The sequence below is a fragment of the Sorangium sp. So ce281 genome (assembly GCF_051527395.1).
GTDB classification, from domain to species: domain Bacteria; phylum Myxococcota_A; class Polyangia; order Polyangiales; family Polyangiaceae; genus Sorangium; species Sorangium cellulosum_B.
Genome location: NZ_CP150322.1, coordinates 7,727,899 through 7,753,898 on the forward strand (window position 1 = coordinate 7,727,899; position 26,000 = coordinate 7,753,898).

At 75.0% G+C, this 26,000-nt stretch carries 17 protein-coding genes; 8 read left to right on the forward strand and 9 right to left on the reverse strand.

What is annotated here, in order from left to right; translation table 11 throughout:
• Nucleotides 1–3 precede the first annotated feature (3 nt).
• Nucleotides 4–1,269: a hypothetical protein gene (locus WMF27_RS29255; RefSeq protein WP_437765582.1), complete on the reverse strand. Its 1,266-nt coding sequence runs from the start codon at nucleotides 1,267–1,269 to the stop codon at nucleotides 4–6.
• Entirely contained in the window at nucleotides 1,266–3,275 is a 2,010-nt protein-coding gene (locus WMF27_RS29260; protein ID WP_437765581.1) for a zinc-ribbon domain-containing protein, read from the reverse strand. Before WMF27_RS29260 ends, WMF27_RS29255 begins: the two co-directional genes overlap by 4 nt.
• A gap of 192 nt (nucleotides 3,276–3,467) precedes the next feature.
• On the opposite strand from WMF27_RS29260, the gene hisF reads away from it, so the two are divergent.
• From hisF to WMF27_RS29290, 6 genes are all read left to right on the forward strand, one after another.
• On the forward strand, nucleotides 3,468–4,280 hold the full coding sequence (gene hisF, locus WMF27_RS29265) for an imidazole glycerol phosphate synthase subunit HisF (protein WP_437765580.1): 813 nt from the start codon (nucleotides 3,468–3,470) through the stop codon (nucleotides 4,278–4,280).
• Entirely contained in the window at nucleotides 4,277–6,622 is a 2,346-nt protein-coding gene (locus WMF27_RS29270) for a hypothetical protein (RefSeq protein ID WP_437765579.1), read from the forward strand. Before hisF ends, WMF27_RS29270 begins: the two co-directional genes overlap by 4 nt.
• A 33-nt stretch (nucleotides 6,623–6,655) precedes the next feature.
• Nucleotides 6,656–7,039, forward strand: coding sequence for a TerB family tellurite resistance protein (locus WMF27_RS29275; RefSeq protein ID WP_437765578.1), 384 nt, complete (start codon nucleotides 6,656–6,658; stop codon nucleotides 7,037–7,039).
• Between the two features lie 432 nt (nucleotides 7,040–7,471).
• Nucleotides 7,472–9,106 carry a delta-60 repeat domain-containing protein gene (locus WMF27_RS29280; protein ID WP_437765577.1) on the forward strand — a complete coding sequence of 545 codons (1,635 nt, stop codon included), beginning with the start codon at nucleotides 7,472–7,474 and terminating at the stop codon, nucleotides 9,104–9,106.
• Between the two features lie 179 nt (nucleotides 9,107–9,285).
• A complete protein-coding gene (locus WMF27_RS29285) occupies nucleotides 9,286–10,716 on the forward strand; it encodes an imelysin family protein (RefSeq protein ID WP_437765576.1) in 1,431 nt (476 codons plus the stop codon).
• Nucleotides 10,703–12,181 carry an HTTM domain-containing protein gene (locus WMF27_RS29290; RefSeq protein WP_437765575.1) on the forward strand — a complete coding sequence of 493 codons (1,479 nt, stop codon included), beginning with the start codon at nucleotides 10,703–10,705 and terminating at the stop codon, nucleotides 12,179–12,181. The genes WMF27_RS29285 and WMF27_RS29290 overlap by 14 nt, the downstream gene beginning before the upstream one ends.
• Nucleotides 12,182–12,213: 32 nt before the next feature.
• Here the strand turns inward: WMF27_RS29290 and WMF27_RS29295 are convergent, their stop codons facing one another.
• Nucleotides 12,214–14,622, reverse strand: a complete 2,409-nt coding sequence (locus WMF27_RS29295; RefSeq protein WP_437765574.1) for a TonB-dependent receptor family protein — start codon at nucleotides 14,620–14,622, stop codon at nucleotides 12,214–12,216.
• 556 nt (nucleotides 14,623–15,178) lie between these two features.
• Between WMF27_RS29295 and WMF27_RS29300 the strand changes: the two genes are divergently transcribed.
• Entirely contained in the window at nucleotides 15,179–15,382 is a 204-nt protein-coding gene (locus tag WMF27_RS29300; protein ID WP_437765573.1) for a hypothetical protein, read from the forward strand.
• Here the strand turns inward: WMF27_RS29300 and WMF27_RS29305 are convergent, their stop codons facing one another.
• From WMF27_RS29305 to WMF27_RS29325, 5 genes are all read right to left on the reverse strand, one after another.
• Nucleotides 15,383–16,288 (reverse strand): FAD binding domain-containing protein, encoded by a 906-nt coding sequence (locus tag WMF27_RS29305; RefSeq protein ID WP_437765572.1) that lies wholly within the window; start codon nucleotides 16,286–16,288, stop codon nucleotides 15,383–15,385. It abuts the gene before it with no gap.
• The gene (locus tag WMF27_RS29310) at nucleotides 16,285–16,767 is read right to left on the reverse strand and encodes a (2Fe-2S)-binding protein (RefSeq protein WP_012238522.1); all 483 of its coding nucleotides are present in this window, start codon (nucleotides 16,765–16,767) and stop codon (nucleotides 16,285–16,287) included. Before WMF27_RS29310 ends, WMF27_RS29305 begins: the two co-directional genes overlap by 4 nt.
• Entirely contained in the window at nucleotides 16,764–19,121 is a 2,358-nt protein-coding gene (locus WMF27_RS29315; protein ID WP_437765571.1) for a xanthine dehydrogenase family protein molybdopterin-binding subunit, read from the reverse strand. Before WMF27_RS29315 ends, WMF27_RS29310 begins: the two co-directional genes overlap by 4 nt.
• 103 nt (nucleotides 19,122–19,224) lie before the next feature.
• A complete protein-coding gene (locus WMF27_RS29320; RefSeq protein ID WP_437740289.1) occupies nucleotides 19,225–19,863 on the reverse strand; it encodes a nucleotidyltransferase family protein in 639 nt (212 codons plus the stop codon).
• A complete protein-coding gene (locus tag WMF27_RS29325) occupies nucleotides 19,860–20,804 on the reverse strand; it encodes an XdhC family protein (protein WP_437765570.1) in 945 nt (314 codons plus the stop codon). Before WMF27_RS29325 ends, WMF27_RS29320 begins: the two co-directional genes overlap by 4 nt.
• A 188-nt stretch (nucleotides 20,805–20,992) precedes the next feature.
• On the opposite strand from WMF27_RS29325, the gene WMF27_RS29330 reads away from it, so the two are divergent.
• A complete protein-coding gene (locus WMF27_RS29330; RefSeq protein WP_437765569.1) occupies nucleotides 20,993–22,912 on the forward strand; it encodes a HEAT repeat domain-containing protein in 1,920 nt (639 codons plus the stop codon).
• A 1,715-nt stretch (nucleotides 22,913–24,627) separates the two neighbouring features.
• On the opposite strand, the gene WMF27_RS29335 is transcribed toward WMF27_RS29330, so the two are convergent.
• Nucleotides 24,628–25,941 (reverse strand): hemolysin family protein, encoded by a 1,314-nt coding sequence (locus WMF27_RS29335; protein ID WP_437765568.1) that lies wholly within the window; start codon nucleotides 25,939–25,941, stop codon nucleotides 24,628–24,630.
• Nucleotides 25,942–26,000 lie beyond the last annotated feature (59 nt).

A 26,000-nucleotide genomic window follows, 5' to 3' on the forward strand; every position in this document is an offset into this window, starting at 1 on the left:
GCGCTAGCGCGCCAGCATCACCACGGTGCCGTCGCGACAGGCGATCGCCATCCGCTCCTCGCCGGCAGGGAGGACGGCGATCGGCGCGGAGCAGACGCGCTCGGCCGCGATGGAGACATTGCCGTCCGCCTCGACGACGCCGGCGCGTCCGCCCGCGCGCACGAAGCCGACGCGGCCGGTGCGATCGATCACCACCGGCGGGCTCGGCTTCGCGTCCACCGGGCCGAAGAAGCCGGAGAGGCCGCCGTCGGCGGGTGGGGACCCCGGAGGCCTGTCGATCGCGACCCGGAACGCCAGGTCGCCCGACGCGTTGACCCCGAGGAGCAGCCCGGTCGTCGACAGGACCACGGCCACGCCCCCGGCGCCGATGGCGGGCGGCCCGTCGAGCGCGCTGAAGGCCGCGCCGACGCGGACCCCGGCGGTCCCTGTCGGCAGATCCAGCGCGACCAGGCGGCGGGCGTCGATGACCGCGAGCAGCGTGCGGGCGTCGGCGAGGGCCGCGCCGCGGCGAGGCACGCCCCCGAGAGAGCCGAGCCGCCTCGGCGCGCCGGGCGGACGCCAGGTCAGCACCGCGCCCGACTCGGTGGTCACGAGCGTGCCTTCAGGACCCGCGAGCAAGGCGCCCGTCGCGCGCTCCGCGATCTCGGCGCGGGCGCGCACGGCCCCGTCCGCGGCGAGCTCGACAAGGGAGCGCCCCAGGGCCGCCACGAGCCCGCCGTCGTCGAGCGCGAGGGGCGTCACGTCGGCGTCGCGCCCCCGGAGGCCGAGGGGGACGGCGAAGCGCACGCTCCCCGCAGGCGTGAGCCCGACGGCGACGCCGGACGAGGTGATCAGCGCGAGGGTGCCGTCGCTCGTGAGCACGGCGGGCGCGAGCGGCGCGCTGTCGCCGATGCGCACGCGCCAGCGCTCCCGGCCGTCCGCGCCGAGCTTGACGACCTCCGGGACCGTCAGCGTGAGGAGGAGATCGCCCGCGGCGTCCACGAGTGGCGCGGCGTCGATCCCGCCGCGGAGCTGCTTTCGCCACGCCTCGCGCGCCGGGAAGGGCAGCCGCGCGGCGGAGCGGCCCGTGCGGCGCGCGTCGAGCCGCTCGCTCGGGGCGAAGCCGCGGGGCGCGCCGACCACGATCGTGTGCGGCCGGCTCGTGTCGACCGCGTCGGCGAAGGCGAGCGGCGCCGCGGCGGAGAGCAGGAGCGCGGCCGCGGCGAGGCCCGCCGTCCGGGCGCGACGCGGCCTTCGAGGGCCGGGCGCCGTGGTGCGCGCGGCGCTCATCGGCCGCCCTTCACGGTGAACTCGACCTGCACCTCGGGGATCTCGGCGCCGCCCGGCGCGACGAACGGCGGCGCGACGCTGCCGTAGGCGGTGAGGGTGTCCCCGCGCTGGGCGGGGTTGTCGGCGCCATGGACGAGGCGGACCTTGCACGCCTCCGGAGGGCGCGGCGCGGCGGCCGCGCCGCTCGCCTTCCCGCCCGCGCAGCCGGACGCGGGCGGGATCGAGAGCAGGATCAGCGTCGAGTATCCCTGCCGGCGCACCTCGAGGACCTCGCCGGTCAGCGCGATCGGCTTGCCGATGGGGTCCTTCCCGCCGGCGGCGAGCTCGGCGTACCCGATCGCGCCGCGGGCGGCGAACTCCTTCGCGGCGGTGTCGAGCCGGTCGACGCGGCGCACAGCGAGCTTCGCGATGCGCGGCGCCATCCCCGGCATCTTCGCGCGCACCTCGAACTGGGTCGCACCCACGGACGAGACGTTCATCACGTGCGCGAAGGTGCCGTCGGGGCGAACCGCGATCGGGTGCGCGCCGGCGAAGATCTGCGCGCCGCGGGCCGTGCGCCCGGCGAGCACGAAGCTCTCCTTGTCGATGACCACGCTCGGGCCGGGCGACTCGATGGTGAGCGGGACGATGCCGACCGCGACGCTCACCATGCCCTGCTCGCGCGGGCCGTCGGGCGGCGTGACGGCGTAAGGCACCTGCCGGCTGAGCGTCTTCGTCTCGTCCGAGGGCCCCACGACCGCGTCGGTGACGTCGATCGACTCGATGGCCCGGCCGCTCGTGAGCGCGACCTCCTTGCCGTCGAGGAGCACCTGCGTGCCCTTGCTCGCCTCGACCACGACCTGGATCGAGGGCCGCTCCCCTTGCAGCGTGCCGAGGTCGGGCCGGATCCGGTAGGCGACGTGGATGGAGACGCCGACCGTCTCATCGCGCCCGCTGCCGGGGCGGTCGATGGCGACCTTCATCCGGTTTTCGCCGACGGAGAGCGGGCTCGCGAGCGGGATCTGCGCGACGCGGCCGGCGGTGGTCGCGCGCCCCTCGCCGATGGAGACCGCGGTGCCGTCCGGACAGCTGTCGCACCGGAGCTCGATGACCTCGCGGCCCCCGGCGTCGGCGCGGGCGCGCGCGGTCACCGGGGGCGCGCTCGGCCAGAGGAGCGCGAACAGGACCGCGCCGAGCGCGAGCACGCCGCCCGCGACGACGACGGCGACGGCCCGGCGCGACGTGCGCGGGCGCCTCTCGCCCTTCGGCGGCGGGAGCCGCTGCTTCAGGCGATGAGGGCGCATGAGCGCCGGGTTCTGCAGCGGAGGGGCGCGGAAGCGCGCCGGCGCGATCGTGGCGCCGAGCTCTCCGGCCGGCTGGTAGCGCGCGTCGAGCTCGGGATCGGGCTCGGGGTCGGCCGGGGCGCCGGGCGCGAGCGGCGCGATGCCCGGCCGGGCGACGCCGACCAGCGTCCGCGACACGGCGGGCAGCGGCGCCGGGGCGCGCGGCGCCGCGAGGCCCGGGCCGATCGGCACGGTGTGGTCGAGGCGCAGCTCGCCCGGCACAGCGTGGAGCGGTGAGCCCGGCGCCGCGTGGAGCGGTGAGCCCGGCGCCGCGTGGAGCGGCGCGGCCGGCGCTGCGTGCGCGTCGAGGCGCGCGCCCGGGGCCACTGCAGCCGGGGTCCCGACGACGAGCGTGCCCCCTGCCAGGCGCGGATCGGCCGGCGCCGGCGCCGGCGCCGCCCCGAAGATCGCGGCGGGCATGCCGACGATCGTGCGCGAGGCGGCGGCCGGCCCGCCGGCCATGGGCGGCAGCGCGGCCTGGCCGGGGCCCGCGCCGCCCGGAGCAGCGGGGGCGGACGGCGTCTGTCGGAGCAGGTCGGGGAGCGTGACGCCGACCATGGTGCGGGCCGCGGGCCTCATGCCGTAGTAGCCGGCCGCTCCGCCCGGCGGCGCGAGCGCGGCGCCGCAGTGCGGGCACGCGATCGAGCCCTCGGGTACGGGTCTCCCGCAGTGCGGGCAGTGCATGGCGCCATGGTAGCGAGGAACCGCGGCGCGGTCAGGCTCCGGGCGCTGCGGCCGGCGCGCGGCGCCTCCCCGGCGGCCGGAAATGCCGGCAAAACGTGCGAGAGGCGCGCGAGGACGCCCCTCCGCGGCGCCGGAGCGGGCGCACAGCGCAACAGTTGGCCCTGGCGTGGCAGGTAGGCTAACGCGGGACGCATGCTCGCGAAGCGCATCATCCCGTGCCTCGACGTCAAGGACGGCCGCGTCGTGAAGGGCGTCCGCTTTGTGGGGCTGCGGGACGCCGGCGATCCCGTCGAGGCCGCCCGCCGCTACGACGCCGAGGGCGCGGACGAGATCACGTTCCTCGACATCACCGCGTCGCACGAGAAGCGCGGGATCATCCTCGACGTCGTGGCGCGCACCGCGGAGGTGCTGTTCACGCCGCTGACGGTCGGAGGCGGCGTCAAGTCCGAGCAGGACATCAAGGCGCTCCTCGACGCCGGGGCGGACAAGGTCGCGATCAACACGGCCGCCGTCGACGATCCCGACCTCGTGCGGCGCGCCTCGGACCGCTGGGGTGCGCAGGCGATCGTCGTGGCGATCGACGCGCGCCGGATCGCGGATCCCTCGCGCGTGGCCTGGACCGTGGTGACCCACGGCGGCCGCCGGGACACGGGGCGCGACGCGGTCGCGTGGGCCGAGGAGATCGCGCGGGCGGGCGCGGGCGAGCTGCTCGTCACGAGCATGGACCGCGACGGCACGCGGGACGGCTACGACCTCCTGCTGACCGCCGCCATCGCGCGGGCCGTGCCGGTCCCGGTGATCGCCTCGGGCGGCGTCGGGACGCTGGATCACCTGCGCGCCGGCCTCGTCGAGGGCGGCGCCGACGCCGCGCTCGCCGCGTCGATCTTCCACGACGCCGAGTACACGATCGGCGAAGCAAAGGCGTACCTCGAGGCGGCGGGGGTGCCGGTCAGGCCGGCGCGCGCGGGCGGGCCGGGCGACGCGGCGGACCGGGGGCGCTCGTGAGCGCTTGCGTCACGCTGGAGGAGGTCGTCGCGGCGGCGCACGCGCGGAGCGCCTCGCTGGCGCCGGAGACCTCGGGGTACCTCGCGCTTGCCGTCAGCGACGCGACGTCGCGCCTGCCCCTCAGGCTCGACGATCGCGCGCTGCTGCTCACGACCGAGGGCACCGTCACGGTGCGCACGCGCGGCGACGCGGTGGCGCCGGCCGAGGCGGCGCGGCTGCTCCGCGACCTGCTCGCCCGGCTCCTCGCCGCGTCCGCCGGCAGCATGCCCAACCTCACGGCGACCGCGCGCCCGCGCCCCGCGCACGAGCAGGACCCGGAGGCGGTCGCGCGGGAGCTCGAGGCCGCGCTGATCCCGGTGAACCGCAACGCCGCCCGGCGGGCGCTGGCGCGGCTCGCCCGTGAGACGCTGCGCGCCAAGGAGGCCGGCCGGCTGAGGCGCCCGCGCCCGGGGGTCCAGGCGAAGCCTGCGGCGCCGGAAGCGGACGAGATGCCGCCGCGGCAAGCGGAGCAAGCGCGGCGCGATCCGACCGCCGCTGCCGCGCGCAGCGACGCCCCCGCTGCCGCGCGCAGCGACGCCCCCGCTGCCGCGCGCAGCGACGCCCCCGCTGCCGCGCGCAGCGACGCCCCCGCTGCCCCGCTGCCGAATCCCATCGTGGAGCTCACGCTCAGCCCCGGCCCGGTCGCACCTGCGGTCGTGGAGCTCACGCTCAGCCCCGGGCTCGTCGCGAGTGCAATCGCCGGGGTGGCGCTCCCGGCGCCTGCGAGCGCAGGCGATGCTGCCGGGGCGGCAGCTGTCGAGCCGTGTCCCGAGAGCCCGCCGGCGCCTGCGCACGCCGGCGAGCAGGTCGAGGCGCTGCCGGAGCCGACCCCGACCGTCGTGCAGGCGGTGGTTGAGCTCCATGAGGCCGCAGCGCCGGCCGAGATCCCGGTCGTCCCGGAGCTCATCGAGCCTGCTCGGACGATCGCGCCGGTGGCGCCGCTCGCGCGCGCGGCGGCGGAGATCGCTCCTGAAGAAGCGCGGCCCGTGCCCGCGCCATCGCCCGTCGCCTGCGGCCCCTCTGCCTGCAGCGAAGCGCTCACGAGCCCCGAGGGGATCGAGGTGCTCCTCGTCGATTTCTCCCCGGATTCCGCCGCCGCCGCGCTGCCTTCCCGGGAACCGACGCCGACCGATTCGATCCTCGTCGAGCTCTCCCCGGATCCCGTCGAGGTCGCGCCGCTCTCGCAGGAGCCGACGCCGACGGTGGCCACGGCCGTCTGGGAGGAGAGGGAGGCCGCCGACAGGGCCGTGCCCTCGCACCTGGCGTACGCGCCTGCCAGCGCGAGCGAGGTCCCGGAGTCCATCGAGACGTCGCGCGCGCCCGCCATCCATTTCATGACGACGGACGCCGCGCTCCAGGTCACACCGGCCTACGGCGCCTGGCCGCTCGTTCGTCGGGCAGACCTCGCCGGCCCTGTCGTTCCTCGAGCGGCCGTCGCGCCGTTCGACGAGACGCCCGCGGCGCGTCACACGCTGCCCTGGCCCCTTCCGGCGCAGCGCGACGGCGACGCTCCGGCTGCGCCGCACCCGACGGCTCCGGCCGCGTCGATCGAGCCGTTGCTGGCTGCGGAGGCAGACGGCCCGGAAACCGCGCACGCCGGCGCGCCGCCCGCGGACGCAGCTCCCGAGCAGCCGCCCGCCGACCTCGCGCCCGCCGACGCAGCTCCCGAGCAGCCTCCCGCTGACCTCGCGCCCGAGGACGCAGCTCCCGAGCAGCCTCCCGCCGACGCAGAACCGGAAGAGACGCCGTGCCCGGCCGAGCTCGGTCCCATCGACGCGATCGTGTGGAACGCCTCGCGGCGATCCCGGAGCGCGCGCCCTCCCGCGGATGGCGTCGGTGCAGGCGCTTCCCGGGTCGACGAGCTCGTCGCGCGCTTCGCCGCGCAGTCCGAGCGCAGCGCGCAGCGCCGCGCGGCGCGCAGCATGAAGGCGCTCGCTGGCCTCGACCTCACCCTCACGCCGCCGCCGGTCGCTGCTGTCTCCGGCACCTCCGCGCGCGCCATCCCCGGCGCGCGCCCGCCGCTCGCCGGGGCGCTGAGCCCCGTTGCGTCCGAGCGCGCCACGCCCGGATCCGCTCCGGTCGCCCTGATGGACGACGGCAGCAGGCCGCCTGTGCCGCTGGTGGCTCCGCGCCGGCGAGGTCTGTCCTTGTGGCTTGCGCTCCTGGCGCTCGCCCTGCTCTGCGCCGGGCTCGCTGGAACGCTGCGGCCGGAGGTCTTCGCCTCGCTGACGGAGCCGCTCGCACGGGGAGCGCTCCAGATCGTCCCGCGCGCCGAGGCGAGGGCGCCCTCCCCTCACGATTGACGTTGCCCCGGGGGAGCGACGACACTCGTCGCCATGCAAGAGCAGAGCATGGCGATCGTGAAGTCGCTCGTGAGCGTGGCGTGGGCGGACGGCGAGTTCCACGAGGCCGAGCGCGAGATGGTGGAGGGGCTGATCGCGGCGTTCGAGGCGAACGAGGACCAGGCGAAGGAGATCCGCGCCTACGCCTCCCAGCGAAGGACCCTGGACGACGTGCCGCTCGGCGAGCTCGGCGGCGACGACCGCCGCGCGCTGCTGCAGCACGCCGTGCTGCTCACGTTCGTCGATGGCGAGCAGCACGACGCGGAGAAGCAGTACATCGCCGCGCTGAGCAAGAAGCTCGAGCTCCCCGAGCCGGAGTCCGCGGAGATCATCCAGGCGGCCGAGGCCCGCGCCCGACGCCTCCTGACCTTGCTCTGACGCAGCCTGCGCGGCGCCCGAACGCCGCTGGCCCGGCCGCCGCCGGGACTCCCGCTGCGACCTCGGCCGGCCGCCCTCTCCGGCCGGCCGGCCGCGATCCTCCGTGCTCCGGAGGGAAACCGACCCCCTAGGCGAAGTCGCTCCGCCGCTGCGCGCCGCGCGGTCGGATCGCCGAGCAGGCCTGCCCGCGCGCGAGGTGCCCCAGACAGCGTCGCGCAGCGCGGTGCGGGCATCGTCAAAGGCGCGTCACACGCCGCGCTTCCAACCCACCGCGCCATTCCCACACCTTCACGTCCAGGCGGCATTTCCGGCAAGGAAAGGCCTTGGCGGGATGGCAACAGCGGAACCTCTTGACAGCGTGGACGGCATGCAAGACTATATCCAACAAAGATAACGACTTTCATTTTCATATTCATGAAGGGATTGCCGACCATGCCTGTGAAGAGAACCTGGTTGTCCGCGCAGCGGACCGCGCTCGCGACGTTCGGACTTTCCTGGTGCGTGCTGCTCGGCGGAGTGGCTGCGTGCGGAGACGACTCCGGCGACGCAGCGAGCTCCGGGGGCGGCGGCACCGGCGGCAGCGACACAGGCGGCGGCGGCGCAGGCGAGGGCGGCGGCACCGGCGGCAGCGACACAGGCGGCGGCGGCGCAGGCGAGGGCGGCGGCACCGGCGGCAGCGACACGGGCGGCGGCGGCGCAGGCGAGGGCGGCGGCACCGGCGGCACCGGCGGCAGCGACACGGGCGGCGGCGGCGCAGGCGAGGGCGGCGGCACCGGCGGCAGCGACACAGGCGAGGAGCCTTGGTCGACGGGATTCGCAGGGGTCGTGGCGCTCGACGAAGCCACGGACGACCGCTTCTGGGCCGTCGCGTTCGACGCCGAGTCCAGAGCTTACGCTGCCGGGCACGTGGCCGTGGCGGGCGACGCGTACATGGCGGTGGCGCGCTTCAAGACCGATGGCTCGTTCGACACGACCTTCGGCACGAACGGGGTCGCGAGGGTCAACGTGGTCGCAGGCAAGACCACGGAGACCGCGCGCGGCATCGTCCTGCAGTCGGACGGGAAGATCGTGCTCGCCGGCCAGGTCGAGCACGACCCGAGCGCAACGCCGTCGGACGCGGATCTCGCGGTCGTGCGGTTCAACACCGACGGCACGCTGGATACGACGTTCGGCACCGGGGGCATCGCCATCCACGATCTCGGCGCCGGCGAGGGCAACACGGGCGATCTGCTCTGGGGCGCCGACCGCGACGCGAGCGATCGGCTGGTCCTCTTCGCCAGCAGGAAGGCGGCGGCCCGCGCCGATCGGGATCGCGCGATCGTGCGGCTCACCGCGAACGGCGCCCTGGACACCACGTTCGCGACGGAGGGCGTCCACACGCTCGACGTCGACGGGCTGAACCTGGGCGACAACCCGCGCAACGGGTTCGTGCAGGCCGACGGCAAGATCTTCTCTTCCGGCTACACGAGCGTGGGCGGCAGGAACCAGATCGTGCTGCTGCGGCTGAACCAGGACGGCACCCCGGACACGACCTTCTCGTCGGACGGCGTCGTGAGGCTCGCGCCGTTCCCGGTCGGCATGGCCGAGGCCTACGGCGCGGCTCGCCAGTCGGACGGCAAGTACGTGACCACCGGATACGGGCGCTCCGAGGAGAGCGGGGCCGTGGATCTCGTGTCCTTCCGCGTCACGGCCACGGGCGGGTTCGACCCCTCCTGGGGCGTGGGCGGCGGCGTCCTCCTCGACGTGGCCGGCGACAACGACCGCGGGCGCAACCTCCTCGCCCTGCCCGGCGATCGCGTCGTGATGGTCGGGAGCGCCACCCCCGCGACGGGCAACGTCGACGGGATGATCGCCCTGTTCGACAAGGACGGCGCCCTGGACACGCGCTTCGATCCGAGCGGATACCGGCGCTACAGCTTCGAGCGCCCCGACGACTCGCTCTACGGCGTCGCGCTGTCGCCGAACGGCGCGTGGCTCGCGGCCGCCGGGTACCGGTCCGACGGCGACGGGCCCGAGGACGACGACGCGACGCTGGTCCTGCTGCCGGTCCCGGCCCAGAGGGACTGACGCTCACACGACCGACGCGCGCCGGGAGGCGCCCCCCGCCGCGCCGTGCGGACAGGCGGCGGAGCGCTCCCTGCGTGTTGACGGGCAGGGTACGACGGACGATTCTCGCGCGAAATGAGCTCGGGGCCGCCGCGACGCCGGCGGGCCCCGGGCGAGCGCCCGTATCTCGGAGAGGCTGCATGAACAGCGTGAGGCCGACAATGAACCGCGCCCGGCGCGAGAGGGCGGGCCGCCGCCTCTCGACAGCGCTCCTGCTGTCGCTCGTCGGCGTCGCCGCGGCCGCCGGGTGCCGCAAGCCGCCCCCGGACGAGGTGGTCTATACGGGCCAGGGCGCGGGGCCAGGCGCCGCGCAGCCGCCGGGCAGCGGCGGGTCCGCGCCCGTGCCTTCGACCGGGAGCGGCGCCACGAGCACCACGGCGGCCTCCTCCACGATCGCCACGACCGCTGGCGCCGGGGGCGCGGGGGGCGGCGAGCCGGTCCCCGGCGACGTGTGCCCCCCGGTCCCCGTCGCGGAAGGCCCCTTCAGCAAGGCCAAGCTGCTCACCGCGGCGGCGGACTGCGCGCTGAACCGCGCCTGCGAGTTCGAGGCGCAGGCGCGCGCGCTGCACGAGAGCGCCGCGGCCCTCGCCCGCGGCCCGGGCGAGCCGAGCGCCGCCGCCGCGCGCGACGCCTGGCTCGCCGCCATGGCGGTCTGGCAGGAGGCGGAGCTCTTCCGCTTCGGCCCCGCGGCGAGCTCCACGCAGCCCGGAGGACAGGACCTCCGGGATCAGATCTACTCCTGGCCCCTCGTGAGCCGGTGCAAGGTCGAGGAGCAGATCGTGAGCCGCGCCTACGCGCAGCCGAGCTTCTCCTCGTCGCTCATCAACGGGCGCGGCCTCGCGGCGCTCGAGTACCTCGTCTTCCACGGCGGCGGCGACAACGCCTGCTCGCAGTACTCGCCCATCAACGCGAACCGCACCTGGGCGGCGCTCGGCGCGGGCGAGCTCGCGCAGCGCAAGGCCGATTACGCGGCCGCGGCGGCCGCCGACGTGCTCGCCCAGGCGGGCGCGCTCGCGCGCGCATGGGCGCCCGAGGCGGGGAGCTTCCGGGAGAAGCTCACCCAGGCCGGCCAGGGGAGCCCCGTCTTCGCGACCGAGCAGGACGCGCTCAACGCGGTGAGCGACGCGATGTTCTATGTCGAGAAGGAGCTGAAGGACTGGAAGCTCGGGCGCCCGCTCGGCTTCACCGAGGACTGCGTCACGCCCACCTGCCCGGAGGCGCTCGAGTCCCGCTTCGCCCTGGCCTCGGCGGCGCACATCCGGGCCAACCTGCGCGGCTTCCGGCGCCTGTTCCAGGGCTGCGGCGAGGGCGGCCAGGGCGTCGGGTTCGACGACTGGCTGCGCGCGGTCGACTCCGCCGATCTCGCCGATCGCATGCTGGCGGCGCTGTCGGAGGCCCAGTCGGCCGTGGACGCGCTCGGCCTGCCGATGGAGCAGGCGCTCTCGACCGACAGGGCGAAGGTCGAGTCGGTCTACACCGCCGTGAAGGCCCTGACGGACCTGCTCAAGACGGAGTTCGTCAGCGCGCTGAACCTCGAGCTGCCCCAGTCGTCCGAAGGTGACAACGACTGATCCCCCTGGGTGCGCGGGCCCCCTCGGGCTCGCGGCGGCGTGGTCGCGCGCGGCCGCGGCGCTGCATCGAGCGCTGTTTCGCCCGATCGACATCGCCTGGCTCGCGGCGTTCCGCGCCCTGTTCGGGCTCACGATGTGCGTGAGCATGGCGCGCTTCATCGCGTATGGCTGGATCGACGAGTTCTTCGTCAAGCCGGGCTTTCACTTCAGGTACTGGGGCCTCGCCTGGGTCGAGCCGCTCTCGCCGGCCGGGATGCACGCCCTGTTCTGGGCGCTCGCGGCGCTCGCCCTGGCGCTCGCCCTCGGCTTCATGTTCCGCGTCGCGGCGCCCCTGTTCGTCGTCGGCTTCACCTACCTGCAGGTCATCGACGTCACGACGTACCTCAACCACTACTACCTGGCGAGCCTGCTGGGCCTCCTGCTCGCGGCGTCGCCGGCGCACCGCGCCTGGTCCATCGACGCGCTGCTCTCGCGGCGCAGCGAGCGCTCCGTCTCCGCCGCGTGGCTCTACCTGCTGCGCTTCCAGGTCGGCGTCGTGTACACGTTCGCGGGGCTCGCCAAGGCCCACGCCGACTGGCTCCTGCACGCGCAGCCGCTCCGCATCTGGCTCGGCTCGCGCACGGACATGCCCGTCCTCGGCCCGCTCTTCACGCACCCGTGGGCCGCGCCGCTCATGAGCTGGGCGGGCTTCCTGTTCGACACCAGCATCGTCTGGCTCCTCCTCTGCCGGAGGCTCCGCCCCTTCGCGTACGCCGCGGTGATCCTGTTCCACGTCGTCACGCGCGCGCTGTTTCCGATCGGGATGTTCCCGGTGATCATGGTCCTCTCCGCGCTCGTGTTCTTCCCCCCGGAGTGGCCCCGGCGGCTCCTCTCCCGGCTCCGAGCGCGCGCGCTCCCCGCCCGCGGCGGCGACGGCGCGCCGCAAGCGCCGCAAGCGACCACAGACGAACCCGCCCTCCCCCCGGCGGCGCCGTCCTCGCGATCGCTGCGCGCCCTCGGGCTCGCGCTGGGCGCCGCCTACTGCGCGGTTCAGCTCGCGATGCCGCTCCGTTTCCTGGCGTACGGCGGCAACGTGCGCTGGCACGAGCAGGGGATGCGCTTCTCCTGGCGCGTGATGGTGCGCGAGAAGAACGGGAGCGTCACCTTCATTGTCCGCAGCAGGCAGACCGGCCGGACATGGCACGTGAGCCCGCGGGCGTACCTGACGCGCCTGCAGGAGCGCGAGATGGCGGGCCAGCCCGATCTCATCCTGCAGCTCTCCCATCACATCCGCGAGGACTTCGAGCGCCGCGGCCGCGGGCCGGTGGAGGTGCGCGCCGACGCCCTCGTCTCGCTCAACGGCCGCCGCATCGCGCGCCTCATCGATCCCGGCGTCGATCTCGCCGCGGTCCGCGACGGCCTCGGCCCGGCGCCCTACATCCTTCCAGCTCCAGAGGGGCCTCCCCCCCACATCCGCCCGCTCTGATCGACACGCGCGTCCACGTCGGGCGCCCCGCTCTAGAAGGATGCCTTGGCCCCGATCTGGATCCAGCGCGGCGCGTTCGGCCGGGCGCCGAAGGGCCGGCGCGACACGATGTACTGGGAGCCGAGGACGTTCCGCGCGTTCGCGTAGAGCACGAGCGGCCCGACGACGCGCACCCTGGCGCTCGCGTCGAAGAGGAGCTGCTCGTCGGTGGCGAGCGCCCGGGACATCGGCTCGCTGCCGGCCTTCTCCCGCATGGCGGACATGTAGGTGGCGCCCACGGCGACGCCGGCGCGCTCGTGCTCGACCCCGACCGAGAGGCTCGCCTGGTGCCGCGGGACATAGGGCATCTCGTCCCCCTTCACGACGCGGCCGAAGATGGGGTCGTCCGAGGCGAAGCTCGAGAGGAACTCGGTCCGGGTGAGCGTGTAGGCCGCGGTGATCGGCAGCTTCAGCTGGCCGAGCGGGACCTCGTGCTCCGCATACGCCTCGATTCCGTAGATCCGGGCCTCGCCCGCGTCGTACTGGCGGTCGAGATCCGCGTCGAGACAGCCGCTGGAGAGCGTGCAGACATCCGTGATGTTCGAGTAATCGTTGAAGTAGCCGATGATCTCCGCGCGCAGCGGCCCGTCGGCGAAGCGAGCGCCGCCCTCGTAGTTCACGCTGAGCTCGGGCTCGACGTGTTCGTCGCTCCCCGGGGCCGGGGGGCTGAATCCTCGGTAGGCCCCGGCCAGGAGGCCGAGCGCCTCGGTGAGCGCGAGGTAGGCGCCGGCGCCGGGCAGGAGCGCCTGCGCGAGCCGCGTTTGCTCGCGCCCCGCCGCGCGATCCACGAGGGCAGAGCGCATGAGCTCGACCCGGACGCCCGGCGTCACCGTGAGCGCTCTCCAGGTGATCGCGTCGCTCGCGTGGAGCGCGACCGCCTCGGTCCATGCCTCGTTGAACTGGGTCACGATGGTCGGTCCGCCGTCCGGCACGAGCGCGCCCCCGAGCACGAGAAACCCGTTCTCGCTGTGGCGGCGCTCGACCCGATCGTGGTGCAGGCGCAGGCCGTACTCGACGCGGTGCGAGACGGGCCCCGTGGCGACGTTCCAGCGGACGCGGGTCTCCACGCCTTGCGACACGAAGTCGCGCTCGTTGGGGCCGATGAGCAGCGCCTCGCCCGGCGTCGAGCTGTCGAGCTGCCCGGTCAGCACGGCGTAGTACACCGCGTTCTGCGGCGTGTCCGGGGCGGCGAGCACGTCGAACAGGTTGGCCCCGCGGAAGCCGTTCACCTTGCGCCACACGCGCGAGAAGTCGTTCCGGTACACGGTCGTCGTCACCGACAGGTCGCGCGACGGCTCGATCACGTGGGTCACGGCGACCGCGGTGCGGTGGTTGCGCATGCGGTCGAGCCCGCTCACCCCGTAGCGGCGGAGCGGGTTCTCCTCGAAATCCCCGTCCGTGATGCCGAGGTACGTCTCGTTGGAGAGCTCTTCCGAGTAGGTGAGCTTGAGGCGGAGCTCGTTCTTGATGCGGGCGGCCGGGTCGACGAGGTAACTGCCCTTGACCATCACCTCGTTGCGGTAAAACCCTGTGTCCGCGCCGCTCGGGAGCTCCTTGAAGCCGTCGCTCCGCAGGTGCACGCCCTCGACGAGGAAGTCCATCTGCCCGTCGCTCGTCCCGAGATAGGCGTGCGCCTTGCCGTAGCCGTACTGGCCCAGGGCGAGATCGAGCGCGCCCGACGCGAGCGACGGGGCGGAGCGGGTGACGAGATCCACGGTGCCACCCACGGTCTGCGGGCCATAGGCGATGGCCCCTGGCCCCTTGATCACGCGCACGTTCGACATGCGGGTGATGAGCGGGAAGTAATAAGCGGCTGGCGCGGAGTACGGCGCAGGAGAGATGGGGACGCCATCCTCCATGAGCGTGACCTTCTTGCTGCGATCGGGGTTGACGCCGCGAACACCGATGTTCGGCCGCAGGCCCAGCCCGTCTTCGCCCCGCACGTACACGCCGGGAACGCCGACCAGCACGGCGTGGGGATCGTCGTGCTCGAAGCGCTCGAGCTGGCGGCTCTTGATCACATGAGCAGAGCCCGCGGTCCGCGTCACGCGCGTGCCCGCGACCGTCACCTCCACCGGCGCATCGCCTGCAGGCGCCGCCGGCGCCGGTGCAGCGCCTTCTTGGCTCGCTGCCGGCCCGCCGCCGGGGTGCGCCGCCGGCGCGGGGGGCGCCGCCGGCGCACCGCCGGGAGCAGCCGCCGGCGCTGGCGCAGTTGCATCCTGGTCCCCCGCCGGCGCATCGCCGGGAGCAGCCGCCGGCGCTGGCGCAGCAGCATCCTGGTCCTCCGCCGGCGCATCGCCGGGAGGCGCCGCCGGCGCATCGCCGGGAGGCGCCGCCGGCGCCGGTGCAGGTGCGTCCCGGCCCGCCGCCGGCGCTCCCGTGCCCGGAGGCGCTCCCGGCATCGCTGGATCCCCCGGGGCCTCCGCGCTCGGTTCAGGAGACTGCGCATGAGCGACCCCGGCCACGGTGATCAGAAGCACGGGAACAGCGAGCCCAAGACGGGCCCGGAAAGGACGGATCTGCGTTGACATGTAATATGTATTACGAATCTACCGAATCACGCCGCATCGCGAGCTCGGTGGGCTCGCGGCGTGTCGAACTCACGGTCATCAGGGGCCTACTACAAATGAAAGTCAACATCGAGTAGCCCTTGAACAGCGCATGCCGACGTGCGCTCACGCCAGACGGCAGCGCAGACGACAAGGAGCGCGCACCGCCGTCCGCGCAGCCACAGGAGGTCTGCGCCGGTCCGAGAGAGGCCGCCTCGTTCTCAAGGCGCAGGAGCGCGTTCGGAATGGAAGAAGGCGGGCGTCTCGTCGACGACGCGCCCCCGATGGGCTGCGCCGCAGGGCCGAGGCTTCCGCGCGATGTTGCCGCGCCGTCGCGACCACGTCGCCTCTTCAGCGCATCTTCCCGCCGCTCGGACCGCCCCGGAGCGTTCGTCGTCGAGGAGTGCTCATGAATTACGACATCGGCATGATCTGTCCAGCCTGCGGCTGCGTCACCATCTTCCAGGCCGGCACCACCACCCCGCGGCGATGCGCGCGCTGCCACGACATGGACGCGGAGGCTCCGCTCCCGCCACCGTCGTACGAGCGGCCGGCATTCCCCGGCGGGCGCAGCCGGAGGGCCGAGGCCGCGCAGCTCGACTGGATGGAATGATCAGACCGGCGCGCCGAGCTGGCGAAGGAGCTCCCGCACCACCCCGCGAGCGCAGTGCTCCCGGTAGGCGCGCGTCGAGCGCACGTCGTCGATGGGCGAGATGTCCTGCGCGACGGCCGCGTCGATCTCCGCCGCGGTGAGCTCGGCGAGCGGACGGGACATGCAGAGCGCGCGCACGCTCGGCAGGAGCGCCGTCGTCGGCGCGACCGACGCCATCCCCAGCCCGAGCCGCGCGGCGCGCCCGGATCGCACCTCGGCCACGCCCGCGAGCGCGACCTTCGAGATCGCCTGCGCCCGTCGCGCGCCGATCTTCCGCCAGTACCAGGGCGACCCGGGCGCCGGCAGCGCGATCTCCACGGCGACGATCACCTCGTCCGGCGCGCGCGACGTGCGCTTGTAGCCCGTCTGCAGGGCGCTCATCGCGATGCGCCGCTCCCCGCGGACGCTCTGCACCACGACGGTCGCGTCGTAGGCGGCGAGCGCGGCCACGCCGTCGGCGGCCGGCGACGCCGTGGCCAGGTTGCCGCCGAGCGTGCCGCGCGCCTGGATCTGCACCGCGCCCACGTCGCGGCTCATCCGCGCGAGCAGCGGCGCCCGCGCGGCGATCGCGTCGCTCCGGAGCATCTCCAGGTACGTCGTCGCGGCGCCGACCCGGAGCGTGTCGCCGGAGAGCGAGACGCCTCGCAGCTCCGGGAGCCGGGACACGTCGACGACGAGCGGCGCCGCCGAGCTCCCTGCCGCGACCTCGAGCGGAGGCCTGAGCTCCTGCTCGACGACCCAGTCGGTGCCGCCGGCCAGGAGCGTGACCGGCGCGCCGAGCGCGGCCCGCTCCGCCACGATCTCGCACAGCGGACCGAGCCCGGCGGCGCGCCGCATCTCGAACAGGCGCAGATCGGCGAGGCTCACGGCGCCGCCCCTCCCCCGCCGCGGCGCAGCGCGGCGGCGGCGCGGACGCTCTCGACGATCCGCTGGTAGCCGGTGCAGCGGCACAGGTTGCCAGCGAGCGCCTCGCGCACCTCGAGCTCCGACGGATCCGGGCTCCGCGCGAGCAGCGCCTCCGCCGAGAGGAGCATGCCCGGCGTGCAGATCCCGCACTGCGCGCCCCCCTCCTCGACGAAGCAGCGCTGCAGCGGCGACAGGTGTCCGGCGCAGGCGAGCCCCTCGACCGTCGTCACGTGCCGCCCCTCGCACTGCCCGATCGCGACGAGGCACGCGTTCACGGGATCGCCGTCGAGCAGCACCGTGCACGCGCCGCACTCGCCCTCCGCGCACCCCTCCTTCGTGCCCGTGAGCCCGAGCGGCCCCCGGAGCGCGTCGAGCAGCCGCGAGAGCGGCGGCAGATCGACCTCGCGCGGCGAGCCGTTGACGACGAGCGATACCTTCATGCGCGATCCCCTCCCCCTGCCGCCTGCCGCGGCGTTGCGGCGGCGCGCGCCGCCTCGAACAGGCGCTCCGGCGTGAGCGGCAGCGCGCGCGCGGCGATCCCCGTCGCATGCTCCACCGCCGCGGCGATCGCGGGCGCGGCGCCGTCCATCGGCATCTCGCCGATGCCCTTGGCCCCGCCGCCCGGACCGAACGGGAACGGCTCCTCGACCAGGACGACGTGGAACGGCGGCGCGTCGAGCGACGTCGGGATGATGTAGTTGGTCATCCGCGGGTTCCTGATCTTGCCGCCCTGCCAGACGATCTCCTCGGAGAGCGCCCAGCCGATCGCCTGGAGGCTGCCGCCCTCGATCTGCCCCGTGCACATCACCGGGTGGATCGCCTTGCCCACGTCGGTGGCCGACCAGAAGTCGACGACCGTCACCTCGAAGGTGTCGAGGTCCACCTCGACCTCGGCGACGTCGCACGCCCAGCCGAAGCACGGGTACGCGTCTCCCTTGTACGCCTCGTCGTCCCAGCGCACGTAGCCGGGCGGCTCGTACTGCTTGAGCGACGTCACCTGGCCCTCGCGCGCCAGCAGCCGGTCGGCCGCCTCCTCGAAGCTCAGCGCCGACGGCCCCGCCGCGGCGCCCGCGCCGCCCTCCCCGGCGACGCGGGGCTCCTGCGCCGACGCCTGCTCCGCGCGCACGCGGCTCGCCAGATCCCGCGCTGCGGCCTCGACGATCGAGCCGACCACCATCACCGTACGCGACGCCACCGTGGGGCCCGAGTCGGGCACCGTCGTCGTGCACGGCACCGCGAACTCGACCCGATCGAGCGGCAGCCCCGCCGCGTCCGCGGCGATCTGCCGGAACACCGTCTCCGTCCCCTGGCCGATGTCCGTCGACGCCGTGCGGATGCGGAGCCGCCCGCCGGGCGCGAGATCCAGCGCGACCTTTCCCTTGTAGTAGCGCTCCCCCGACCCGGTGAAGCCCGCGCCGTGCATGAACACCGAGAGCCCGATCCCGCGCGCCACGCGCCCGCGGACGACCGGCCCGGCCGCGCGCTTCTGCCGGTAACCGCTCGCCGCGATCGCCCGCGTGATGCACTCCTCGCCCGCGACGCTCACGCGGAGCACCTGCCCCGTCGCGGTCGAGTCGCCGGGGCGAAGCACGTTCTTCGCCTTCAGCTCGAGCGGATCGCAGCCGAGCTCCCGCGCGACGCGGTCGAGGTGCCGCTCGATCGCCCAGATCGTCTGCGGCGCGCCGAAGCCGCGGAAGGCGCCGTTCGGGGGCGTGTTCGTGGCGACGGCGGTCGCCTCGATCCACACGTCGTCCCAGCGGTAGGCGCCCGCGGCGTGGAGGGCGCCGCGCGACAGGACCACCTGCGTCAGCGTCGCGTACGCGCCGCCGTCCATGAGGATCCGGATCTTCAGCGCGCGCAGCGCGCCATCGCGATCGCAGCCGCTCGTGATCTCGCAGGACGCCGGGTGGCGCTTCGTCGTCGCTTCGATGTCCTCCGTCCGGTCGTAGATCATGCGCACCGGGCGGCCGCTCTTCCTCGCGAGCAGCGCCGCGTGGAGCGCGATGATCGACGGGTACTCCTCCTTGCCCCCGAAGCCGCCCCCCGTCACCGACTGGGTGATGTGGATCCGATCGGGAGGGAGCCCGAACGCCTTCAGGAACGCCTTGTGGATGTAGAACGGGCACTGGATCGAGCCCGTCGCGTGCGCGCCGGCCTCGTCCCACCAGGCGATGACCCCCTGCGGCTCGATGTAGAGCTGCTCCTGGTGGTGCGAGGCGTACGTCCCGGTGAGGACCACCTCGCAGCGCGCGAGCGCCGCGTCGATCGCGGCCTCGCTCGCCTCACCGCGCTCCCGCGCGGCGTCGGCGCGCCCGTTCGTGATGAGGTACCGCTTGATGACGTTGTCGGCGCCCCAGATGATCTCCCCGCCATCGAGCGCGGCGCGCGCGTCGAGCACCGGCGGCAGCGGATCGATGTCGAGCGCGACGGCCTGGACCGCCCGCGCGAGCTTCAGCCGGTCCGCGCAGCCGAGCAGGACGATCGGCTCGTAGGCGTGGTTGACCTTTCCGGTCGCGAGGATCGGCTGATCGTCCAGGATCAGCGCGACCACGTTGACCGGGACATCCTCGGCGAGCACGACGGTGACGTCGCTCCAGTCGAACGCGGGGTCGAGCCGCACTCCCCGCAAAATCCCGCGGGGCACGGGGCTCCGCACGGTGCGCCCGAAGATCTCCCCCGGCATCGCCGGGATGTCGTCGACGTAGCGCGACGCCCCCGTGACCTTGGGAGGGCCGTCCGTACGGGGCACGCTGCTCCCCACGGTGCTCGCTGACGCTGGAGGGCTCGTCGCCATTCGTATGCTCCTCCTCACCGACGATAGCCCGGTCCCCCGGGACGCGTCGACACGAGCGCGCCGCGCGGCGTGATCCGCGCAGGGGGACGATCGCGGGCCGCCTTCAGGCGAGAAAGCGCGGCGGGCCGCCGAGCACGCGGATAACATCGACCGGGACATTCAGGTCGTGCAGCACCCCTGGATCGTCCACCTCCTCGTCGACGCACCTGTCGCCGAGCGCCCTCAGGTGATCCCGGAGCGGCGGAGGATCGGCCTCCAGGTAACGCTGGAGCGCCTCGGTGCGCAGCACCACCGGGTGCCCGCCGCGGCCGAGGTGCCGCGGCCGCACCGCGAGCGGCGGCGTCGTCGAGGAGGCGCCCGCCTCGAGGCGGGCGAGCAGCCGCGCCACCGTCGCGGCGCGCGCGGGGGGCACGTCGACCGGCGTCACGATGACGGCGTCGGCGTCGCCGATGCGCGGCGCGGCGACGGCCAGCGAGCCCGCCGGCCCGAGATCGTCCGGCGCGGACCACGAGACCAGGTCGATGCCCGGCTGCACATGGGCCAGCAGCGCGTGAAAGACGGAGCTGCGCACCACCACCAGCACCCGCGCGCTCTCGGCCGAGAGGCGAGCCTCCGCGTGCGCGATCGCCAGGGGCCGCTCGGCCCCGCCCTTCGTCGATGACGGCCAGGCCAGGAGCGCCTTCGGCCCCCCGAGCCGCTTGCCCGCGCCCGCGGCGAGCACGATCGTGGTCACTCGATTCATCCAGCCTGCTCCTCTCCGGCGGACGTCGTGCCGGCCGATGACCATCGAGCGCGCTGCCGCCCCGCGCGCCACGCGACGAGCTCCGCGGCCATGGCGACGCCGATCTCGGCCGGCGTGCGCGCCCCGATGTCGAGCCCGACCGGCATCCTGACCCGCGCGACGTCGCCCTCCGGCACCCCCTTCGCCTCGAGCCGCGCGCGCGTGCGCGCGGCCTTCGCGCGGCTCCCGACGCCGCCCACGTACCCGAAGCCGCGCGCGAGCGCCCACGCGAGCGCCTCCTGATCGAGGGCGTGGTCGTGCGTCATCACGAGCGCCGCCGCCTCGCCGAGCTCCCTCGGCAGGCCCGTCAGCACCTCCGGGTCGTCGTGCTCGGCGAGCACGAGCCGCACCTGCTCCCCGGGCGCCGGCGCGAGATCCCGCGGCGCCTCGTCGTACGCCGACGGCGCGCGGGCGAGCGGCGCCGCCGCCGGCACGCGGGCGGGGTCGGCGGCGGCGGCGCGCGCGTCGCAGAGGGTCACGCGGAAGCCCAGCGACGCGAGGAGCGGCGCGGCGAACGCGCCCACGTGCCCGGCGCCGATCACGAGGACGTGCACGGCGGGCAGCATCGGCTCGATGAGGACCTCGACCGAGCCGCCGCAGCACATGCCCAGCGTCGGGCCCAGGCGGAACGTCTCGAGCTTCGGCGCGCTGGCGAGCTCGTCGAGCGCGCGCCCCATGATGCCGAGCGCCGCCCGCTCGACGGCGCCGCCGCCGATCGTGCCGATCGCGGTGAGATCGTCGAAGAGGCAGAGCTTCTGCCCCGGCGTCGACGGCGCCGAGCCGTGCCGCGCCACCACCGAGGCGAGCACCACCCGCCGCCCCGCCTCGAGCGCGTCCAGGGCCGCCCGAAGCACGTCGTGCGGGAACGCCGTCCTCGGGATGACCTGGCTCAGATCCGGCATGATTGAGACTCTAGCGACCCGGCGACCGAAAACGAGAGCGCCGAGAGCCCCGGCGCCGAAAGAGCTTGCTGGAACGCCGCGCTTGTCGCGAAAGTCGAGCGCGCTCGGAGAGCGGCGCAGGCGTCCCCCGAGATCCCGGTCCGCCGTGACCGCGGGATCCACATAGAAACGCGGAGTTACAAGCCACGATGACCCCCCCCGCCCCGCTCGACCCCGACCTCCGGCGCGCCCTCTCCGATCCGGGCTTCACGCCGGGCCGCCGCCACTTCGCCGCCCTGATGGATCTGCTCGAGACGGCCGACGAGCCCGCCGAGCTGGCGGAGCGGGCGCTGCGGCGCGCTGGCGCTGCGGCGCTGCCCGCCGCGCTCGAGCGCGCGGCCGGCGCGCCGCCCGCGCTGCGCGCGCCGCTCACCCGGCTCGTCGGCAAGCTGATGGCCGCGGGGCCGATCGATCCCGAGGTCTCGGAGCGGGCGCGCGACCACCTGCTCGCCTGCCTCGGCGACGACGATCGCCGCACGCGCCGCATGGCGGCGGTGGCGCTCGGCAAGCCGCGCGCGGCGGACGCCGGGCGATCGCTCGTCGAGCAGGCGCTCGCCGAGGCGGCGCGCAGCGAGCGCTCGCCCGACGTCCGCCGCGCGCTGATCGACGCGCTCGGCAAGGTCGGCGGCGGCGCCGCGCTCGAGGCGCTGGCCGAGCTCGACGGCGACGACATCGCCGGCGTGCGCGCGCGCGCCGAGCTCCTGGCCAGGAGGACCCTCACGCGCGGCGAGCCGTCCGAGATCGCCGGCGATCGCGCGCCGGAGCGCCCCCTCCGGGTGGCGGTGCGCTGCCGGCGCGGCCTCGAGGCGATCCTCGCCGAGGAGCTCGCGGCGCTCGACGCGGGCTCTCCCGGCGGGGCGCTCGTCCCCGAGCTCCGGAGCGATCCGTGCGGCGGCGCGCGGGTCGAGGCGGTGCTGAGCGGCCGCCTCGACGCCCTGTTCGGGGCGCGCACGATGCTGTCGTTCGCGTTCCCGCTGCCGCTGCGGAAGCTCGACCAGGGCGCCGACCTCGCCGCGGCGGTCGCGGAGCGGCTGCTCTCGCGGGAGGCGCGCGAGATCCTGCGCCGCTTCACCCAGGGCGCGATCCGTTACCGCATCGACTGGGCCGGCGGCGGCAAGCGCCGGGCAGCGGTGTTCCGCGCCGCGGCCGCCGTGGAGGCGGAGGCCCCGGAGCTCGTGAACGATCCGACCCAGAGCACGTGGGACGTGGTCGTCTACGAGGGCGCGGGCCGGGTGCGGGTCGAGCTCGCGCCGCGCCTGCCCGACCCACGGTTCGCGTACCGCCGGGGCGACGTGCCCGCGGCGTCGCACCCGACGATCGCGGCCGCGCTCGCGCGCATCGCGGGGGCGCGCGGCGACGACGTCGTCTGGGATCCGTTCGTCGGCTCGGGCCTCGAGCTCTGCGAGCGCGCCCTGCTCGGACCGTACCGGCGGCTCGTGGGCTCGGATCGCGATCCTCGAGCCCTGCAGATCGCGCGCGAGAACCTCGACGCCGCGGGCGCGCGGGGCGCGGAGCTCCTCCAGCGCGACGCGGGCGGCGCGCCGCCCCCGGGCGAGGCGCCCACGCTGATCCTGACGAACCCGCCCCTCGGGCGGCGCGTCGAGCGCACGGGAGATCTCGACGCCATGCTCGAGCGCTTCGTCGAGGGCGCCGCGCGCGCGCTCGCGCCGGGCGGCAGGATGGTGTGGATCTCGCCGTTCCCCGAGCGGACCGAGGCCGTCGCGCGCCGCTCAGGCCTCCGGCCCGAGACGCTCCTGCGCGTGGACATGGGCGGCTTCGACGCGCAGATCCAGAGCTTCCACAAGGAAGCGCTCCGGCCGCGAGCGGGCCACGATCGACGCGACGGCCAGCGCGGGGACCGGCTCGACCGCCCCCCTGCCGGGCGCGGTGGTGGGCGCGGCCCCCAGCAGGCCGAGCTGCGCGGCGAACAGCATCGCCCCCCCCGCCAGGAGCAGCGCCACGGCCACCGCGATGATGATCCCGAGCCGCCCCGAGCGGTCAGGCGGCGCGTCGGTGATCAGGCCGAAACCGTCGGCAGCGCCGAGGGGCGACGGCGCCGGCGCGGCTGAGCCCTGCGCTGCGCTCCGAGCGGGCGCCGCGCTCTGCTGCGCGGCGACGGCGCCGCGCGTGGCCGCCGAGGCTTGCTGCGACGGGCTGAGCGCGCCGGCCGCGGCGGCGCTCGGCCCGACCGCGTCGGCCCTCGTGGACGACGCGGCCGCGGGCGCCCCCGCGGCTCGTTCGAGCGGCGCCGCAGCGGAGCGACCTGTCGCCGCCGCATCGGCGAGCGCCAGGGGCGCGCCGAGCGTCGGCGTCGCGTCGACCGGGGCCGGAACGACCGGCGTGGGAGCCTCCCGCGTCCGCGTGGGGACGTCGTCGTCATCGTCGTCGCGGTCGTCGCGGTCGTCGACGACCGTGGGCGCATCGAGCGTGGGCTCGTCGAGCATCTCCCCGTCGAGATCGCCGAGGAAAGGTAGCTCGCCGCTCCGGGGCCGAGGCCTCGCGACAGCTTCGGGCTCCGCGTCCGGGCGCTCGCGCCCAGGGAACGCCGGCGCCGGCGCCCCGACCGCGGGCGGCTCTCGAGGCCCTCCAGCCGGCGGCGCGGCGCCTGGCGCGGGCCGCCCCGCGTCGGGCGCGCGGAGCGCGGCGGGCGCCGCTCCTCCGGAGCGCGCAGGCGCTGCGGCCGCTGACCCAGCGGGCCCGCGGAGGTTCAGGGGCGTCGCCTCCCGCGTGGCCATCCTGGGCTCCGAGCCCTCGCGGGCGTCGCCGGACGTCTGGGTCACCGGGACCGCCCCCACGCCAGGAACGCGCGCTCGCGCGACCGGGGCGCGCCCTTGCGCGGCCGGAGCCGCGGCGGGCGCCCTGGGGATCGGGGCGGCGCCCAGCCTGGGGGCCGGCGCGCCGGGTTGCGCCGCCGGGGGCCGCGCGCGCTCGGCCGGGAGGGGCGGCGCCGGTTGACCCGCGGCCGCTGCCGCCGCGCGCTGCGCGATGACCTCGTCGAGCTGGCTCGAGCTGAACGGCGAGACCCGCATCAGCGTGCGCACCTCGTCGTCGTCCTCGTCGTTCGTCGCGTCCTCGTCGTCGAGCGGGAGCAGCGTGCGCACCGCGGGATCGGGGTGCCACTCCTCGAGAGCGCGCCGGAACGCGGCGGCGTTCGTCGTGCGCGCGGAGCGATCGCGCTGGAACGCATCGTCGAGGACCCGCTGGAGATCGTCGTCGCCCACGTCGAAGACGGCGAGCGGCGCCGGCGAGGAGCTCGAGATCCGTTGCCGCGTCTCGGCGTCGCTCCCGCCGCCGAAGGCGCTCGCCCCGGTCAGCACCTCGTAGAGCGTCGCCGCGATGGCCCACACGTCGTCGCCGGCCGAGAGCGTCCCGCCCCCGACCCGCTCGGGCGACTGGTAGGCGATGCGGCTCGGCGTCTGGCGCAGGTCGGCCAGGATCGCCTTCGAGGTGCGATCGACCGCGGTCGTGAGCACGCACTCCGGCGAGATCGCGCCGTGCGCGACGCCGAGGGCGTGAAGCGCCTCGATCCGCTTCGCAAGACGAATGGCCCAGCCGACGGCGTCGAGCTCGTTCACCGGGCCATCGCGCAAGATCCGAGTTGCAAGCGTTTCCACTTACGAAGCCAGGGTAGTACCGGTCCGCCGAAGTTTGTACCTGGATCCGCGCGCCGCTCGTCCCCGGGGCGACGGATTCCAGGATGCGCGCCTCGCCGCGTACGTTCGGAGGCGGCGCCCCTGACGGACGGCGCCGGCGCGCGGCTCCGCGGAGCGGGGAGCCGCGCTCGTCATGACCGCTCGCCCCCGGCCGCGTCGGTCGGGACGATGCGGACGCGCCGTACCCGCCGGCCGGCGACGTCCATCGCCACGAGCGTGTAGCCCTCGCACTCGACGCGCTCGCCCGCCTCGGGTGGGTGCTCGAGCCGGCCGAGCATGTAGCCGCCGACCGTCTCGACGGTCTTCACCTCGGGCAGCAGCACGATGTGCGCGTCGCGCTCCAGGTCGGTCAGCAGGACGCGGCCGTCGACGTCGACGATGCCGCCGCCGCGGCGGTGGATGGGCGGCACCTCCTCGTCGTTCTCGTCGCGGATCTCGCCGACGATCTCCTCGATGAGGTCCTCCATCGTCACGAGCCCCATGAACTCGCCCGAGGCCGACGTGATGATCGCCACCGGCACCTGGCGCGCCTGCATCTCGAGGCGGAGGCGCTCGACCGAGGTGTTCTCGCGCGCGAAGATCGGCTTGCGGAGCAGCTCGGCGACGCGCGACGCGCGGCGGCGCTGGCTCAGCACGTCGAACAGGTCGCGCAGGTGCAGGTAGCCGAGCACGTTCTTGCCCTGCTCGTCGAGCACCGGGTACCGGGAGTACCCGGCGTCGGCCACGATCCGCACCGCCTCGTCGATCGTCATGTTCGCGCGCAGGGTCGCCGCGTCGGAGCGGAGCGACATCACGTGCCTCGCCGTGCGCCGGCGCAGGTCGAAGATGCGCACGAGCATGCTGCGCAGCGCCGGATCGAGCCCCGCGGGGCTCTTGGTCAAGAGCAGCCGGAGCTCCTCCGACGTGTGCGCGATCTCCTCCTCGCCCACAGGCCGGAGCCCGAAGAGCCGGACGAACCCGTTCGCCATCGAGTTGAGCACCCAGATGACCGGCCACATCAGGACGAAGAACCCGTGCAGCGGCCGCGCCGCCCAGAGCGTAACTTTCTCGGTCCGCTGGATCGCGAGCGACTTCGGGGCGAGCTCGCCGATCACGGTGTGGAGCGACGTGATCAGGATGAACGCGATGCCGATGGAGATGGCGTGCGCGCCGATCCCCGACCAGGCGTCGAGCGGCGCGAGCAACGGCTCGATGAGCTGGGCGATGGCCGGCTCGCCGATCCAGCCGAGCCCGAGGGACGCGAGCGTGATGCCCAGCTGGTTGGCGGACAGGTACGCGTCGAGCCGCTGCGACATCTGCAGCGCGAGCCGCGCCCGCGCGTCCCCCTCGCGCACGAGCTGCTCCAGCCGCGTCGGCCGCATCTTGACAATGGCGAACTCGGACGCGACGAAGAACGCGTTGAGGAGCACCAGGAGCAAGGTGCCCAGGAGGTAGACGAGCGTCATGCCGGTCGACGTCCTCCCCCCGGTGCGCCCGCCGCCCCGCGCCTCCTCGGCGACGAGCC

Bases quoted from the DNA above. Each gene is read 5' to 3' on its own strand.
- WMF27_RS29285 (WP_437765576.1), top strand. From the start codon at position 9,286: ATGAACAGCGTGAGGCCGACAATGAACCGCGCCCGGCGCGAGAGGGCG.
- WMF27_RS29325 (WP_437765570.1), bottom strand. From the start codon at position 20,804: ATGCCGGATCTGAGCCAGGTCATCCCGAGGACGGCGTTCCCGCACGAC.
- WMF27_RS29260 (WP_437765581.1), bottom strand. From the start codon at position 3,275: ATGCACTGCCCGCACTGCGGGAGACCCGTACCCGAGGGCTCGATCGCG.
- WMF27_RS29320 (WP_437740289.1), bottom strand. From the start codon at position 19,863: ATGAATCGAGTGACCACGATCGTGCTCGCCGCGGGCGCGGGCAAGCGG.
- WMF27_RS29275 (WP_437765578.1), top strand. From the start codon at position 6,656: ATGCAAGAGCAGAGCATGGCGATCGTGAAGTCGCTCGTGAGCGTGGCG.
- WMF27_RS29300 (WP_437765573.1), top strand. From the start codon at position 15,179: ATGAATTACGACATCGGCATGATCTGTCCAGCCTGCGGCTGCGTCACC.
- WMF27_RS29335 (WP_437765568.1), bottom strand. From the start codon at position 25,941: ATGACGCTCGTCTACCTCCTGGGCACCTTGCTCCTGGTGCTCCTCAAC.
- WMF27_RS29255 (WP_437765582.1), bottom strand. From the start codon at position 1,269: ATGAGCGCCGCGCGCACCACGGCGCCCGGCCCTCGAAGGCCGCGTCGC.
- WMF27_RS29310 (WP_012238522.1), bottom strand. From the start codon at position 16,767: ATGAAGGTATCGCTCGTCGTCAACGGCTCGCCGCGCGAGGTCGATCTG.
- WMF27_RS29295 (WP_437765574.1), bottom strand. From the start codon at position 14,622: ATGCCGGGAGCGCCTCCGGGCACGGGAGCGCCGGCGGCGGGCCGGGAC.
- WMF27_RS29330 (WP_437765569.1), top strand. From the start codon at position 20,993: ATGACCCCCCCCGCCCCGCTCGACCCCGACCTCCGGCGCGCCCTCTCC.
- WMF27_RS29315 (WP_437765571.1), bottom strand. From the start codon at position 19,121: ATGGCGACGAGCCCTCCAGCGTCAGCGAGCACCGTGGGGAGCAGCGTG.
- WMF27_RS29280 (WP_437765577.1), top strand. From the start codon at position 7,472: ATGCCTGTGAAGAGAACCTGGTTGTCCGCGCAGCGGACCGCGCTCGCG.
- hisF (WP_437765580.1), top strand. From the start codon at position 3,468: ATGCTCGCGAAGCGCATCATCCCGTGCCTCGACGTCAAGGACGGCCGC.